Raw genomic sequence first — 15,645 nt, forward strand, 5'->3', positions numbered from 1 at the left:
CGGCGTGCGGCGCGAAGGAGCTCAGCCGACGCCTTTCTGCTTCGATGCGACGTCGGTGCGGCAGAGGCCGGCCAGCAGGTCGGGACGCAGGATGCGCACGGATTTCCGGTTGACTTCGAGCACGCCCATTTCCTCCATGCGCGAAAACAGCCGGCTCACCGTCTCGACCACCAGACCGAGATAGTTGGCGATGTCATAGCGTGACATCGACAGGTTGAGCGCCGTGCCGTCGCGCTGCAGGCGCTGGTAACGGTCGGACAGGCTACGCAGGAAGGTGGCCAGCTGTTCCTGCGCCTGCTGCCTTCCCATCATCATCAGGTGCCGATGTTCCTCCACCACTTCGCGACTGATCACCCGCATCAGTTGTCGATGCAGCGCAGGCACCTCGCTGGTGACCTGCTGCAGCTGGGTGTAGGGCAATTCACAGATGCTGGAGCGTTCCAGTGCCTCGGCGTGGCTGACGTGCTGGTTCGATGCCAGCGCGTCGAAGCCGATGATCTCGCCGGGTAGGTGGAACGCGAGTATCTGCATGTTGCCCGATTCGTTTTGCACGAAGGTCTTCAGCGAACCGGAGCGCACCACGTAGAGCGCATTGAACTTGTCGCCGTCGCGGTACAGCACCGCGCCGCGATCCAGCATGCGCTTGTCCTTCACCGTGGCATCCAGCCGGTTCAGGTCGTCCGCGCCGATGCCGGCTGGCAAGCACAGCTCCTGCAGCGCGCAGGAGCTGCAGCTGCGACGCAACTGATTGAGATCGAGCACAGTGGCGGTGGGTTCCATGAACACCTCTCGCACGGGCGGAAACCACCAGCCATGGGATTTCCTGTCTTCAGAACCTAGCACGCGGCTGCTGCAAAGCCAGTGAATTGCTGAGTTTCCCGTTGGCGGCGGCCTCAATGGCCTGATCAGGGTGGCTGATTGTCGCGCTGACGGTTTTGGTCGCGACAACACCAAGCTCTGGCTGCAACTCGAATGGTTATGGTCAGCAAGCATTGGTACGCGCGTTGCCGACTTCGGTGCTGCGATATCTGCGGCCGGATTGATCGTGGTCAAGTTGTCGCAGGACGGTTGGCGCGAAGCTAGTCACACCGGCATCAAGTGGGGAGTGGCAGATGAGAGCCATGCAGGGAGTGGTCGTCCGCGCGGATAGCGCTGCAGCTGTGCGAGCGCCCGATGCGGCTGCGCTGCCGCAGCACGGGGTGGCAACGGTGACCGCGCGGTTCAAACCTGTGAAAGGGAAGCCGCTGGCTGCGGGTGACACAAGACGGCCCGGACCGTTGTCGTTACTCAAGGGGACAAAAGCATGAGCATCAAATCCATCGGCATCGGTTGGTTGCTGGTCTGCATCGGCGTGTTTGGCTGGTTCGGTCTGATCAACCCTGCACGGGCCATTCCGGCGTTCGCCCGGCAGACCGGCCAGGCCTGTGTGGCTTGCCACGTGAGCTTTCCCGAACTGACGCCTTACGGGCGCATGTTCAAGTTGAGCGGTTACACCATTGGCACACGGCAGGCGCTGCCCTTGGCTCTGATGGCGCAGTTCGGGGTTACCCACGTGCGCAACAACCGCGACGACCAGGGCCAGAAGATCGTGCCCAAGACTGACAAGCCAGTACTCTCCGCCGCCAGCGTGTTTGCCGGCGGCAAGATCAACGACAACATCGGCGGCTGGATTCAATGGACCTACAACAACCTGGCCGGCAACGGCGATGTCGGTCACAGCGGCATCGACAACACCGATCTGCGCGTGGTGGGCCGCTCGGAAAACACCGACAACACCGACATGCGCTGGCTGTACGGACTCACCGTCAATAACAACCCGACTGTGCAGGACGTGTGGAACAGCACGCCGGCGTTCGGCTTCCCGTTCACCACGCCACCGAATGGCATTGGCGCCGCGGCAGCCACCATGCTCGACGGCCAGCTCGGCCAACAGGTGGCTGGCGTGGGCGGCTACATGTACTGGAACCGCACCGTCTACTTCGAGCTGTCCGGTTACCAGACAGCCGACGGTTTCTTTGCGCCGCTGCGCGCCGGCACCGACACCCAGACGCCCGGCGGTGTCCATCGGCTCAGCGGGGTCGATCCCTACTGGCGGCTGGCCTGGAACCGCGAGTGGGGCGCCAACTCGCTGATGCTGGGCACCTACGGCGGCCACTTCCGGGTGTATCCGGACAACACGCTGCCATTTACCGACACCGATCGCTTCACCGACATTGCGGTCGATGCGCAGTTTCAGCACATCAGCCAGGACCACACCTACACCTTCCAGTACACCCACATCCACGAGAACCAGGACTACCGTGCCAGTTATCCGGCCACCCTGGCCGGAGTGCCGATCGGCGTGGGTCCCACGCCAGTCAACGCGCACGACACGCTGATCACCGACAAGCTGAAGGGCACCTACTATTTCGACCGCAAGTACGGCACCACGCTGGCGCTGGTCAGGACCCACGGCACTGCCGACGCGGGCCTCTACGCCCCCGGATCCGTAGGTGGCAGTGTCAACGGTCGTCCGGACACCGAGGGCTACATCCTTGAACTGGATTATCTGCCGCAGCAGAACCTGCGCCTGATGCTGCAGTACTACGGCTACAGCAAGTTCAACGGATCGCGACGCAACTACGATGGGTCAGGGCGCCCGGCGAGCGACAACAACACGCTGTTTGCCAACATCTGGCTGGTGTACTGAGATGTCCGTCACCACAGCATCAACGTCCTCGGGAGAACGCCGCATGAAGCGCATCGGAGTTGGCCTTGCCACACTCGCCTGCCTGTTCACCGCACTGGGCGCCACGGCGTTCGCGGCCAGCGGCGTCACCCCGGTATCCGCCAGCGATGATGCGGCGATCAAACTGGCCAGCCAGGTCTGTTCCAGTTGTCACGGCCCCGGCGGCAACAGCCAGTCGCCCACCTTTCCGCGGCTGGCCGGACAGCAGCAGGCGTACGTGCTGGCCCAGATCAAGGCGTTCAAAAGCGGCGAGCGCAACGAGCAGGAAGCGCACGATTACATGCTCGGCATGACCACGCTGATCGATGACGCCACCGCCGAATCGCTGGCGCGCTACTTTGCCAGCCAGCCCCCTCCGAAGGGCATTTCGGGCGATCCGGCGGCGGTGGCGGCCGGCAAGAAAATCTTCGAGCAGGGCATTCCCAGGCAGGTCGTGGCATGTGCCACCTGCCATGGTGCGCATGCCGAGGGCAACGGCATCTTTCCGCGGCTGGCCGATCAGCACGCGGCCTACATCGTGCGTCAGCTGACGGTGATCCAGCGCAACCTGCGCAATTCTCCAGTCATGCACGGCATCATCAAGAACCTCACGCCGGAGGAGATGAATGATGTGGCGGCCTACCTGCAGTCGCTGTGACGACGGCAGCCGGCAGTGATCGGTTGGCCACAGCCAACCCGTGCTGTGCGGGTTGGCGCGACGACGAGTCCACACACATCAAAGGAATCAGAACTATCCGGGTCAGAGTCACTTACCCGACACCCTTCTTCAGAGCTGGCGCTTCGCCTTCAGTTGCACAAGCACTTTCACAAGACTGCTCTGACCGCCATCGCGTAGATCAGCGAGCGTAGTGGTGAGCGCAAAATCCGGCCGCAGCCCCACCGACTGAATAGCAAACGGCCGCGTCCGACTAGGCGCAAAGTGATCTCGCGCCAACATGTCGACCAACGCGCCCTCATCATGCGCGCCTTCGCCAAGAGTGCCCGCAGGATCGAACACCGAAAAATTGCCGCTGAGCCGCACGGCATAACCAGAGCCAGACAGCGGTGTACCCGGTTCGCCGTTGAACTCGAAGCCGCCGCCTGCACCAACGGTGCGCTCGCCGACCACAGTGGCGCCCGAGGCCCACAACCAGCTCGCCATGAATTCGCCTGCCGAGCGCGTGCCGGCGTCGGTCAGCACGACCAGTGGCGCATGGGTGGTGACGTGGCCGCAGCTCGGGTCGGTGTGTTCCTTGGCGAGTTGCACGGTGCCGGCATGCTTGCCGGCGAACAGGTCGAGGGTGGCGAGCGACGGTTTGGTGCCGAGCGCATCGGCCAGCAACCACGCTTCGCGGTCGAAGCCGCCGAGATTGCCGCGCAGGTCCAGCACCAGTACGTCTGCATCGCGGGCCGCGCTGTCGGCTTCGCGGATGACGTTGCGCACCACCGCGCAGTAGCCGGCAAGCATGGCGGTGTCGTCGCTGGCACCGGGTTGTTTGCTGGCCGCATCGGCAGCGGTCACGAAGGCGTCGTCGTACTGCGGCGCGAACGCACCCATGCGCAGTGTGCCGATGCGCAGGCCTGCAGCCGTGAAGCGTTGCGGTAGGTCGGCTCGGTTGATCGCGGCGGTCATCGATTTGGCCAGTTCTGCATCCACTGGCTTGTAGTGCAACGTAACGGTTTTCGTCTGGCTCTTGGCGTCCTGCAAGTGCAAGGCAACTGCGCCGCCGAGTCCGGCAACGCGATGCACTACCGGCGTGGCGAGCCCAAGCTCCGTGGCTGCTTCCGCATAACGGCCGCGGCGTTGACCGCCGAAGGTCAGCGTCGCCGCGTGTTGCATCCACGCATGGACGTCCTGGCCGTCGATAGCCAGCACCTGATCGCCCTCGGCGACGTGCGCGTTTCCAGCGGTGGCATCGAACACGCGCCAGACGATCACGCTGCCGTCGCTGGCGGTGCGAAACAGCACGCCCAGGGTTTCGGTTTTTCCCGCCTTGGCGCCGACCAGCGCGACGTGCTGGTCCTGCAGCGCTGCAAGTGCGCGGGTGAGTGCATCGGCGTCGGGAAGGGCAGGTGCGATGTGATCAGCCGACCAGAAAGCGTGGCCCTGGACCTCGTCCGGAAAGTCGTGGCGGTAGCGTTCCACGTAGCGCAGCGAGGGATAGCTGTGAGTCACCTGCGCACGCAGTTGGCTGCCGTCATCGACCTTGGCTGCATATGCACTACCCAGCATGGTCAGTGCGCATAGCGCTGCGATGGTTCGAATCTTCCCCTGCATGACGTTCCCCTGGCTGCGTGGTGTCGAGCGCGATGCCTCTGATCGTGCGAGGAAGCATGAAGGCAGAATCATGCCGGGTGTCCTCGATGCGATGGAGTGTCGCAAGTCATGCCGAAAGCCGCGGTCGGTCCGACATCATTCTTTGAGTTACCCCGAACGAAAATGCAGCGACGCGGTAGCAGGCCATTTGCGTCACTCAAAGCCGCAAGCCGCCACCACCCACACTCATCTCGAACGTCGTGGATGGCGGTCAGTACCGCGTCGGTTAATCGCCGGGTATCCATTTGCACGATCTACTCGATCAGAAGGTACTTGTCTTCACGCGCTGCGTTATCTTGAGAGAGTGATTGGCCAGTGCGCGGTTACTTCGCGTTGGGCACGCCCAAGTCACCCCCTGCCAACGGAAGGTCATCAGCTCATCCCGGACAGTGAGATGCACTATGCATGACGAGACGCGCAACACGACCGACAGCACGACTGGCCTTGAACCTGATCCTGACACCCGCGATGCCCAGCGCTTCCCCCGTCTGGCCGACGAAATGGCCGAACGTGTCGCGGCTTATGGCGAGGTCGAGCAGGTGCCCACCGGTACGGTTCTGTTTGAACGCGGTCAACGTGGCGCGGATTTCTTTCTGGTGCTGGAAGGCGGCATCGAAATTATCGATCTCGACAGCGATGGCCATCCGCGAACGATCGCCACGCATACGCGCCATGGATTCACCGGCGAGCTCGATCACTTCAATCTACGCAGGATCCTGGTATCGGGCTTGACGGTGGCCGATAGCCGTTTGATCCGCATTACTCGCGAAAACTTCCGCAGGCTGGTCAGCGCAGAGCCTGACATCGGCGAGATCATCATGCGCGCGTTCATTCTTCGCCGCGTGAGCATCATCCAGCAGGGTATTGGCGGCGTCGTGTTGATAGGGCCGAGCCATGGCGCTGACACGCTGCGGCTACAGCGATTCCTGGTTCGAAACGGTTACCCGCATCGCCTGATCGATACGGATCTCGACCCGAAGGCGGCCGGGCTGCTCGACACGTTCGAAGTCCAGCCGCATTTGTTTCCCGTCGTGGTTTCGCCAGACCATCAGATGTGGATGAACCCGTCGACGGCGGATCTTGCCGATAGGCTGGGGCTGACCGAATCGCTCGAACCTGGCCACGTCCATGACCTCGCCGTGGTGGGAGCAGGGCCGGCGGGGCTCGCGGCAGCGGTATATGCCGCCTCCGAAGGCCTGGACACCATCGTGATCGAAGGCATGGCGCCCGGAGGTCAGGCCGGCACGTCGTCGAAGATCGAGAACTATCTGGGGTTCCCTACCGGCATTTCCGGGCAGGCGCTGGCTGGGCGTGCGCAAATTCAGGCGCAGAAGTTTGGTGCTCGTCTGGCCATCTCACGCAACGTGGTGAGCCTTCACTGTGCGTCGCAGCCCTACCAGCTGGAGCTGGATGATGGGCAGCGGGTGACGGCGCGCGCCGTCGTGATCGCGACAGGCGCGCGCTATCGCAAACTCGATGTGCCCAACTACGACCGCTATGAAGGACAGGGTATTCATTACGCTGCCACGCCGATGGAGGGGAAACTTTGCGCGGGCGAGGAAGTGGTAGTGGTGGGTGGCGGGAATTCCGCCGGTCAGGCTGCGGTGTTTCTGTCGCGCATCGCCGCGCACGTGCATGTGCTTGTGCGCGCGACGGGTTTGGCAGCGACCATGTCCGACTATCTCGTTCAACGTATCCATCAATCGCCGCGGATTACCCTGCATACCGAAACGCAGATCGTGGCCCTTGAGGGAGGCGACCGGCTGCAACAGGTGACATGGTCCGGGCGGCGCGACGGTTCATCCGAAACCCGGGCAGTCACCAATGTGTTCGTGATGGTCGGCGCCGAGCCGAACACGGATTGGCTTCATGGCTGTCTCGCACTGGATGCAAAAGGTTTCGTCACTACCGGCGTCGATGGCGACGGCATGCCCACCTCCGTACCGTTCGCTACCAGCAAGCCCGGCATCTTTGCGGTGGGGGATGTGCGTAGCGGTTCGGTCAAACGGGTGGCGTCCGGTGTCGGCGAAGGGTCGGTGGTGATCCAGGCGGTGCATAAGTTTCTGAATCCCGAGGCGGGCTAGATTCATCGTCACGCGCTCCTGCTGTCGCTCATCCACCTTTCATCGCAAGAAATCACTCCTTGAGCAGCTTTGGAGTTTTCGCCACTATGCCCGGGGCGCCCATACAGCCCGGCGCTCAACCGCCATGCCTGCAACCCGCAGCCTTGGCATACAAGGGGGCGATGATGATAAGGATGTTGCGTCTGGCCTGCCTGGGCATCTGCGCCTTGCTCGCAAGCCAAGCCTGGGCAGACACCTGCCAATTGAAGGATTACGGCACCTTGCCGGTGGAAATGGTCGGTGGTCAAGCCACGACCATGGTGAAGATCAACGGGAACGATACGCGCTTCATCCTCGATACCGGGGCTTTCTTCAACACCATGTCGCGTGCCAACGCGATGTCGCTCGGGCTCAATCTGCGACCTGCGCCATTCGGTTTTCGCATCGGCGGCATTGGCGGCTCGGCGGGCGTCCAGTTCACCCAGGTCAAGGACTTCAACATCCTCGGTACGTCGCTCCACAATATCGCTTTCATCGTCGGCGGCACGGATACGGGCCATGGCTTGCTCGGCGCCAACCTGCTCGATCTGGTCGATCTGGAAATCGATCTGGCACATGGCAAATTGACCCTGCTCAGTGCGGATCACTGCGATAAACAGTCGCTGGCCTATTGGTCCAAGGATGGCAAGTACAACATTGCCGACATCGAGCCGGCGGTTAACCAGAACGACCGGCGCACTTTTTTCAGCGTGACGATCAACGGCAAGAAGGTGCGGGCGGTGCTCGATTCAGGGGCATCTGCCACCGTGCTCAGTCGTCGCGCCGCCGAGCGGCTCGGCATCGACCTTGCTGCGCCTGAGGTCAAAGCTGGCAGTAGCAGCATCGGCATTGGCGCCAAGGCGGTCAAGACATGGACGGTACGCATTGATACGTTCTCGGTCGGCACGGAAACCATCCAGCACAGCCAGATGCAGGTGATTGACGGAAACATGGGTGACACCGACATGCTGCTTGGCGTGGATTTTCTGCTCGCCCATCACATGTTCATCGCCAACAGCCAGAAGAAAGCCTATTTCACCTACAACGGTGGGCGCGTGTTTACCTACGCCGACGCGCCGAGCGACAGCGATAAACCCGATGCCGGCGCTGCTGCGGACGACAACGGCGCAACGCCAAAAACCGCGCCCGATTATGCTTTGCGTGGCGAAGCGGATCTGTCACGCGGCGAACCGAGGGCAGCCGTAGCCGACCTGGATGAGGCGATCCGCATGGCGCCCGATCAAGCCGCTTATTATGTTGCCCGCGCGCGGGCACGTGTGGCGAACAAGCAGCCGAATGCGGCGCTCGACGATCTGGACAAGTCACTGAGCCTGGATCCGAAGAACGTCGATGCCTTGCTGCTGCGTGCTGAATTTCGCCTCGTGCACAAGGATCGCGCGGGTGCGACAGTCGACGTGACGGCGGCAAGTGGCTTGGCGCCTGCGGGATCTACGCAGACGCGCGTGATTGCCAGCCTGTATATCCAACTCGATCAGCCGGCTGCGGCGCTGCCGATACTCGACGACTGGATTCGCTTGCATGCCAATGATGCCTTGCTTGGCTCGGTGCTCAACGCGCGCTGCTGGGCGCGTGGCCTGAGCCATCAGATGCTCGACGATGCCTTGAAGGATTGCCGCAAGGCGATCAAGCGCGATGGCGAAAAGCCGGCCTACCTCGACAGCCTCGGCCTGGTGCAGTTGCGACTGGGGCATTACCCCGAATCGATCACGGCTTACGAGCAGGCCGTCGCGCAATTGCCGCATTCCGCGTGGACGCGCTATGGCCTTGGCCTGGCGAAAATCCGCAGTGGCCAGACCGACGCGGGCCATGCCGACCTGGTCGCCGCACACGCGCTCGATCCGGACATCGAGGCACGTGCCACCAAGTATGGTTTGACCGCGGCGGGGCCATAGATCGCAAGGGAAATATTCCGAGTGCTATCCGGGCCACCTCAATGGGATCGCCCGGTCCTGAAAACCACTACTTCATCGACAGCCAAGCGAGTGTGGCGATGACCAGCGTTTCGACGCCGGTGCGCAGGGTAGGCTGGATGACTGGCGCGAATCGTGGGTTGTGGTTGGTCGGCAGGTCGTTGAGTCGGCCGGCTGCTTTTGCTTTCGCATAGACATCCGCATCGGTGCCGCCGACGAACCAGAACACCGATGGCACTTTCCACTGTGCGCCGAAGCAGCCGAAGTCTTCACTCGCCGAGGTCGGCAAGGTTTTTTCGACGCGCCCCTCCGGGAAATACTGGCGGAACGCATCGCCGATTTTCTGATTCGCGTCGGCATCGTTGACGACCAAGGCGTAATGATCCAATTGCGTGATTTCCGGTGGCTTGGGCGCGCCCGACGCGGCCGCTTCGGCATTGACGATGCGCGTGATCGCGGCAAGCACGCGCTGGCGCACGCCTTCGTCGAAGGTGCGCACATTGAGCTTGATGATCGCCTCGTCGGGGATCACGTTCTCCTTGGTGCCGGCCTGCAGCGAGCCGATCGTGACCACCGCAGCTTCGGTCGCGGCGAGCTCGCGCGAAACGATCGTCTGCAGGCGCAGCACGGTCGACGCGGCCATCACCACCGGATCGATGCTTGCCTGCGGCATCGAGCCGTGCGCGCCGCGACCGAACAGGCGGATCTGCAGACTGTCGCCAGCGGAAGTAATCACGCCGGCGCGGCCGCTGATGGTGCCGGCCACGCCGACCATCACGTGCTGGCCGAGCACGATGTCGGGCTTCGGGAAGCGCTCGAACAGGCCGTCGTCGATCATCGCCTGCGCGCCGGTGCCGGTTTCCTCGGCCGGCTGGAATACCGCCATCACGGTGCCACGCCAGTGCTCGCGCGCCTGTGCGAGCAGGGTGGTCGCGCCGACCAGCCAAGTGACGTGCATATCGTGGCCGCAAGCGTGCATCACCGGCACCGTATGGCCATCCTTGTCCTTCGCCGTGACCTTGCTCGCGTAGGGCAGACCGGTCGCCTCCGCAACCGGCAACGCGTCCATGTCGGCGCGCAGCATCACGGTCGGGCCGTCGCCGTTGCGTAGCAGGCCGACCACGCCGGTGCCGCCGACGCCGGTGGTGACTTCGAAACCGGCTTTGCGCAGATGCGTGGCAGCAAGATCGGCCGTGCGTGTCTCCTGCGTCGACAATTCCGGGTGGGCATGGATGTCGGTGTAGAGCGCTTCGAGATCGGGCAACAGGCTCGGCAGATTCGCCAGCCACGTATCGGAAACACTCGCGTTTTTCGTGTTCATGCAAACCTCACGGCGCAGGCGTGGCGGGACCGTCGGGCCATTCTTCGCACGGACAGTCGGAGTGCATGCTGGAAGGCGACCGGGGACGCTACTGTCTGCCGAAGCCGGAGGCAATGCAAACCCGCATGGCGTACTGCAACGCGACCAGCCGGACAGCCACTGCGTTCCTCAAATTGCTCTTGCACGATCCTTTCGCTGTGGAGTCGAAGGCATCACCGAATCGATTGATTATTTCCGACCAGCGTCAATCTGGACCGGCCCAACCTCGGCTACAGTGGAGCTTCACCACGGCCGAGGCTGGATCATGAGCAAAGACAAATCGCATAAAAAGGACAAGTCGAAAAAGCACGACCTGTTTTCGTTGATGCTGGAACAGAGTGAAGTCTTCAGGGACATGGTGGCGCACTTTCAGAGTGCCTGGACGCCGAAAGTGTTCGTGCGCGGTAGTGTTGTGGCAACCGACACGGCTCCGGCTTCGGAGGCAGCTGTTGCAAAGAAGCCGGCTCGGGCTGCCAAGCCGGCGAAAAAACCTGTCACGAAGAAGGTCGCTCCGGTGAAGAATGCCGTGGCCGCACCAGCTGCGAAGAAGCCAGCCATCGCAACAAAGAAGAAGAGTGCGAAGGCTTCAGGTGCGAAGGGCTCCACGCCTGTCGAGGCAAAGAAGAGCACGGTCAAGGCAGCCAAGCGTCCGGCGAAGAAAGGCTCGCCGAAGAAATAGCCGGCTTGCTCACTCGGAGATACGCAACTTGTTGCTGTCTGCGGGCGATCTGCTGAAGCTGTTTGCGGACTCTTGTCCCAACCATGGGATCAGCCCGACCTCGGTCGAGTTGATCCCATGGTCCGACCCCATAGGGTTGAGGAGATCGGACGTGGAGAAGCGCTTTCCGGAAGAACGGGTCATTGGCTTCCCGCGGGAGCCTCAAGCACGCCATTCACTTCGCCTCCAGCAACGCTAAACCGCAGCCGTCCACCCTCAAGACTTGCCCGCAAGCCCCGATACTTCACCAGATACCTCAGCCCAACCATCGCGGCACCCAACCCCGACATCGCGCCAACCCAAAGCGCCCAGCGCGGCCCGAACGTATCTGCCACCCATCCCACCAGCGGCGCGCCGATCGGTGTACCACCCAGGGCAATGGCTAGCAGGATCGCCATCACCCGCCCGCGCATCGCCGGCTCGGTGGACAGTTGCACCAGGCTGATCGTCGAGGTGGTGAGGGTCTGCGCGGATACGCCGATGATGACGAGGGCGAGGCCGAACAGCCGGACGTTGGGCATGACCGCGGCCAACGCGAAGCCGAAGCCAAAGATGGCTGCACCCGCGAGCAGCAAGGCGATATGTGGTTTGCCGCGCTGGGCCGCCAGCAGCGCACCGGCGACCGAGCCGATCGCCATGACCGAGGTCAGCAGCCCGTATTCGGTCGCGCCGGCGTGGAACACGGTGACCGACATGGTGGAGATGAAGATCGGAAAGTTGAGCCCGAACGTGCCGATCAGGAACAGCATCAGCAGCACGGCTTTCAGGTCGGGTCGATGCCAGACATAGCGAAAGCCGTCGACGAGACTGCCGCGGGTACGCACCGGCCGGCTGCCGATATGCAGTTCACCGGTGCGCAGGAAACCCAGTGAACAGAGCACGGCAACGAACGACGCCGCGTTGATCAGGAACACCCAGCCGGTGCCCACGCCGGCGATCAGCACGCCGGCAATGGCGGGGCCGATCATCCGCGCCACGTTGAACGAAGTGGAATTCAACGCTACGGCATTCGACAAGTCGGCTTCGCCGACCAGATCGGACACAAAGGTCTGGCGCGCAGGGGCGTCGAACGCGGCGACGCAGCCAAGCAGGAAGGCGAATACGTAGACCTGCCACAACTGCACGAGTCCGCTGACGGTGAGCAGGCCCAGCCCGAGCGCCAACAGGCCCATCGCCGCCTGAGTGGCGATCAGCAGCTTGCGGCGGTCGAGGTGATCGGCGGCAAAGCCGGTCAGCGGCAGTAGCAGCAATTGCGGCCCGAACTGCAGCGCCATCACCACGCCGACGGCGGCGGCATTGTGACGGGTGAGCTGGGTGAGGACGATCCAGTCCTGCGCGGTGCGCTGCATCCACGTGCCGATATTCGACACGATCGCGCCGCTGGCCCAGACGCGGTAGTTGTAGTTGCGCAACGAGCGGAAGGTGCCTTTCATTTCACTCACGGCTTCCCGGGACTATTGCCGCCGTGCAGCCGTCCGAACATGCGTGCTGCAACCACGCCCATGAGCAGGACACCCAGTCCTGCAGCAGCCACATCAGCAGTCGAACGCAGGTCGAAGTTTCCCACTCGGCATAGCAGGATGTAGCTGAGAGCCAGGTTGAAGCATCCCCACAGGACGTTGACGGTCGAAGAAGAAAGCCCAACGCCATGCGGCGTGGCAAACGGACTCTGGAACGGCCGCCCCATCACGCCGCTGACAAAATGCGGAACCGCATTGGTGAGCAAGGCGCCGCCCAGAAACCAGGCGACATACGGTAGCGATGCCATGCTCACGCGCTCCTGCTGTCGAGCAGGTCGATGATCTGCTGCGTCGTGCCGGTTTCGCCCAGCCGCGGGAAGATCCGCGTGATGCTGTTGTGGTGGGCATCGGAATTCGTGTCGGTCATGGCGTCGACGGCGAGGGTGACGTTGTAGCCGTTCTCGTATGCGTGGCGCGCGGTCGATTCGACGCCGATGCTGGTGGAGACGCCGACGATCACGACTTGGGTGACGCCCAGCTTCTTCAGGTGCTCATCGAGGCCGGTGTGGGTGAATGCGCCCCAGGTGCGCTTCGTCACCGTGTAGTCCGTAGGTTGCTGGTCGAGTTCGGGCACCAGCTCGGCCCAGTCGGCGGGAAGCTCGCCCAGCTTGCGCGCCTGTTCCGCGCGACCCGGAGCGCCACCGTTGACGTTGACCAGCACCACGGGCAAGCCGTGACGGCGGAAGGCATCGGCCAACGCGCTGGCCTGCTTCACGACCTCGGCAGCCGGATGCGCAGTGGGGTAGGCGACGATGCCTTTCTGCAGATCGATGACGATCAGTGCGGTCTGTGGGTCAAGCGTGGTGAGTGCCATGGGGATTCCTTGGGGATGTGAGTGGCGACAGGTCAGGCAGGGCAGGTCAGGAGTCGGCGATGCGCTTGAGCAGCTCGACGGCGTTGGCGAGCTGCTTCCGCTCGGCCGGCGTCAGGTTTGCCCGCATGCTGCGGAACAGCCAGTCTTCCCGCGCCGCGCGGCTGGCCTTGATCAAGTCCCGGCAGGCCGCCGTGAGAGAGATGACGGTTTGCCGACCGTCGTTCGGGTCCGGCGCGCCGCTGACGAGTCCGGCCGTTTGCAGCACGGCCACCGTGGCGCCCATGGATTGCGGGCGCACGCCCTCGGCCAGTGCCAGCGTGGTCACGGTCGCGGGGCCGCCACGTTCCAGGTGCCCGAGTACCGAGACCTGCGACCAGGTCAGCTCACCCATGTGCAACTCCTCACGCAGGCGCCGCTTCAGCTTGCCCAGCACGACACGAAGTTCGCCGGCCACGGCCAGCGTGCGCGCCGCCCCCGGATCGCTCTTTGGTTTGACCATGGTCACGCCTGGCAAGTAAGAAGGAAAACTACGAAGGTTAACTTCATATATCCATGATGCGCGTGCAAGCGGACGGCGTCAAGTCGTCAAGCTGACGATGACGGCTGGTCGGGTGTATGTTTCACGGGATTCATGACCCGGACGGAGCTGGCCTTGATGTGAGCCGCCGGTCTCTGCGCAAGACAGCCGCGATGGATCGGTTTCGCCCTCAGTCTCCCCAGGTAACGAACATCACCACCGCCGCTGCAGCCATCGCGACCGTCGCCAGCCACCCGAACACCTTCAACGGCCACGGCATGGTGAACTTGCCCATCACTTTCCGGCTGGAGCCCATCAGCATCATCACGATCATCAGCGGCACGGCGGCCACGCCGTTGATCACCGCGCTCCAGTACAGCGCCTTGATCGGGTCGAGTGGGGTCAGATTCAGGGCGATGCCGGCGAGGCTGGCGAGGATCAGCACGCCATAGAAAAACTTGGCCTCGTGCGGCTTGTGCTCCAGTCCACTGAGCTGGCCGAACGCGCCGGACGCGGCATAGGCGGTGGCGCCGGCCAGCACGGGCACGGCCAGCAGTCCGGTACCGATGATGCCGGCGGCGAACAGCGCGAACGCCAGCTTGCCGGCCAGCGGTCGCAGCGCTTCGGCCGCCTCGGCCGAGGACTGGATGTCGGTCTTGCCGTGGGCATGCAGCACCACGGCAGCGGTGAGGATGATGAAGAACGCGATCAGGTTGGAGAAAATCATCCCGATCGTGGTGTCGATGCCGATCCGGCGCAGGGCGCTCGGTGCCTGCTTCGGCGCCCTGCGCAGCGACCTTCGCCGCTTGTTCGATCCAATCTCTTCCACTTCCTGCGATGCCTGCCAGCAAAACAGGTAAGGACTGATCGTGGTGCCGAGCAGGGCGACCAGGCCGACGGCGTATTTGGCGTTCCAGCTGATCGGCGGCACCACGAGGCTCTTGAGCACGGCCATCCACGGCACGTCGATGACCATGACGGTGGCCACGTAGGCGAACAGGCTCAGCGTGAGCAGCTTGAGCAACGGCGAGTAGCGCGTGAACGGAATGAAGATCTGCAGAATCAGCGACAGCACGGCAAAGACCGCCGCATAGACCAGCGCAGGGCCGCCAATCAGCAGCTTCAGCGCGGCGCCCATGGCACCGATGTCCGCCGCAAGATTGATCACGTTCGCCACGATGATGGATACGACCAGCCCATACACCAGCGCCCTGGGGTAATGCGTACGGATGCCGTCCATGAGCCCATGGCCGGTGACCCGGCCGATGCCTGCACTGATCGCCTGGATCGCGATCATCAGCGGCATGGTCAGCAGCGCGCACCACAGCATGCCGTAGCCGAACGCGGCGCCCACTTGCGAGTAGGTGGCAATGCCGCTGGGATCGTCGTCGGCCGCGCCGGTGATCAGGCCCGCACTCAGGTTTGCCCACGGCGGCTTTTCGATGCCGCCGTCTTCGGTGTTTTTGCGATCGACCATGGGATGGTTCCGGTGCGGGATGCTGCTCGGACATCGGACCTGGCGTGTGGTCAGAGGGGAGAGTGCCACTGCGGCGCCAGCATGCGTGTGCCTGTGCGTTGTGGATGTGAACAGTGCTTCTGCCGGCCGGCAGGCGGGCTTGGTATGTCCAAGTCCGGGTCCCGCGCATGGCGGGCGGCGAT

At 63.2% G+C, this 15,645-nt stretch carries 13 protein-coding genes; 5 read left to right on the top strand and 8 right to left on the bottom strand.

Annotation, left to right across the window (positions count from 1 at the left end):
- Window positions 1–21: 21 nt before the first annotated feature.
- On the bottom strand, window positions 22–780 hold the full coding sequence (locus IE071_RS05405) for a cyclic nucleotide-binding domain-containing protein (protein ID WP_189440085.1): 759 nt from the start codon (window positions 778–780) through the stop codon (window positions 22–24).
- 523 nt (window positions 781–1,303) lie between these two features.
- On the opposite strand from IE071_RS05405, the gene IE071_RS05410 reads away from it, so the two are divergent.
- Both IE071_RS05410 and IE071_RS05415 read left to right on the top strand, forming a co-directional pair.
- Window positions 1,304–2,689, top strand: coding sequence for a hypothetical protein (locus tag IE071_RS05410; protein WP_229792761.1), 1,386 nt, complete (start codon window positions 1,304–1,306; stop codon window positions 2,687–2,689).
- 43 nt (window positions 2,690–2,732) lie between these two features.
- Window positions 2,733–3,365 carry a c-type cytochrome gene (locus IE071_RS05415; protein ID WP_189440086.1) on the top strand — a complete coding sequence of 211 codons (633 nt, stop codon included), beginning with the start codon at window positions 2,733–2,735 and terminating at the stop codon, window positions 3,363–3,365.
- A gap of 129 nt (window positions 3,366–3,494) precedes the next feature.
- Here IE071_RS05415 and IE071_RS05420 read toward each other — a convergent pair whose 3' ends face one another.
- On the bottom strand, window positions 3,495–4,985 hold the full coding sequence (locus IE071_RS05420; RefSeq protein ID WP_189440087.1) for a S41 family peptidase: 1,491 nt from the start codon (window positions 4,983–4,985) through the stop codon (window positions 3,495–3,497).
- Between the two features lie 440 nt (window positions 4,986–5,425).
- On the opposite strand from IE071_RS05420, the gene IE071_RS05425 reads away from it, so the two are divergent.
- Window positions 5,426–7,108, top strand: a complete 1,683-nt coding sequence (locus tag IE071_RS05425; RefSeq protein ID WP_189440088.1) for an FAD-dependent oxidoreductase — start codon at window positions 5,426–5,428, stop codon at window positions 7,106–7,108.
- A 173-nt stretch (window positions 7,109–7,281) separates the two neighbouring features.
- Complete coding sequence (locus tag IE071_RS05430) at window positions 7,282–9,039, top strand: retropepsin-like aspartic protease (RefSeq protein ID WP_229792762.1); 1,758 nt, start codon at window positions 7,282–7,284, stop codon at window positions 9,037–9,039.
- 67 nt (window positions 9,040–9,106) lie between these two features.
- Here the strand turns inward: IE071_RS05430 and IE071_RS05435 are convergent, their stop codons facing one another.
- Window positions 9,107–10,378 (bottom strand): M20 family metallopeptidase, encoded by a 1,272-nt coding sequence (locus IE071_RS05435; RefSeq protein WP_189440089.1) that lies wholly within the window; start codon window positions 10,376–10,378, stop codon window positions 9,107–9,109.
- Window positions 10,379–10,682: 304 nt separating this feature from the next.
- On the opposite strand from IE071_RS05435, the gene IE071_RS05440 reads away from it, so the two are divergent.
- Window positions 10,683–11,096, top strand: a complete 414-nt coding sequence (locus IE071_RS05440) for a hypothetical protein (protein WP_189440090.1) — start codon at window positions 10,683–10,685, stop codon at window positions 11,094–11,096.
- 179 nt (window positions 11,097–11,275) lie between these two features.
- Here the strand turns inward: IE071_RS05440 and IE071_RS05445 are convergent, their stop codons facing one another.
- The 5 genes from IE071_RS05445 to IE071_RS05465 all read right to left on the bottom strand — a co-directional run bounded on the left by IE071_RS05445 (window position 11,276) and on the right by IE071_RS05465 (window position 15,463).
- A complete protein-coding gene (locus tag IE071_RS05445) occupies window positions 11,276–12,568 on the bottom strand; it encodes an MFS transporter (protein WP_189440917.1) in 1,293 nt (430 codons plus the stop codon).
- A 5-nt stretch (window positions 12,569–12,573) separates the two neighbouring features.
- Window positions 12,574–12,903, bottom strand: a complete 330-nt coding sequence (locus IE071_RS05450; RefSeq protein WP_189440091.1) for a hypothetical protein — start codon at window positions 12,901–12,903, stop codon at window positions 12,574–12,576.
- A 2-nt stretch (window positions 12,904–12,905) separates the two neighbouring features.
- Complete coding sequence (locus tag IE071_RS05455) at window positions 12,906–13,469, bottom strand: isochorismatase family protein (protein WP_189440092.1); 564 nt, start codon at window positions 13,467–13,469, stop codon at window positions 12,906–12,908.
- Between the two features lie 46 nt (window positions 13,470–13,515).
- Window positions 13,516–13,968, bottom strand: coding sequence for a MarR family winged helix-turn-helix transcriptional regulator (locus IE071_RS05460; RefSeq protein ID WP_189440093.1), 453 nt, complete (start codon window positions 13,966–13,968; stop codon window positions 13,516–13,518).
- Window positions 13,969–14,176: 208 nt separating this feature from the next.
- Complete coding sequence (locus IE071_RS05465) at window positions 14,177–15,463, bottom strand: NRAMP family divalent metal transporter (protein WP_189440094.1); 1,287 nt, start codon at window positions 15,461–15,463, stop codon at window positions 14,177–14,179.
- Window positions 15,464–15,645 lie beyond the last annotated feature (182 nt).

Origin of the sequence: Rhodanobacter panaciterrae (assembly GCF_014651895.1) — a bacterium.
Classification (GTDB): Bacteria; Pseudomonadota; Gammaproteobacteria; order Xanthomonadales; family Rhodanobacteraceae; genus Rhodanobacter; species Rhodanobacter panaciterrae.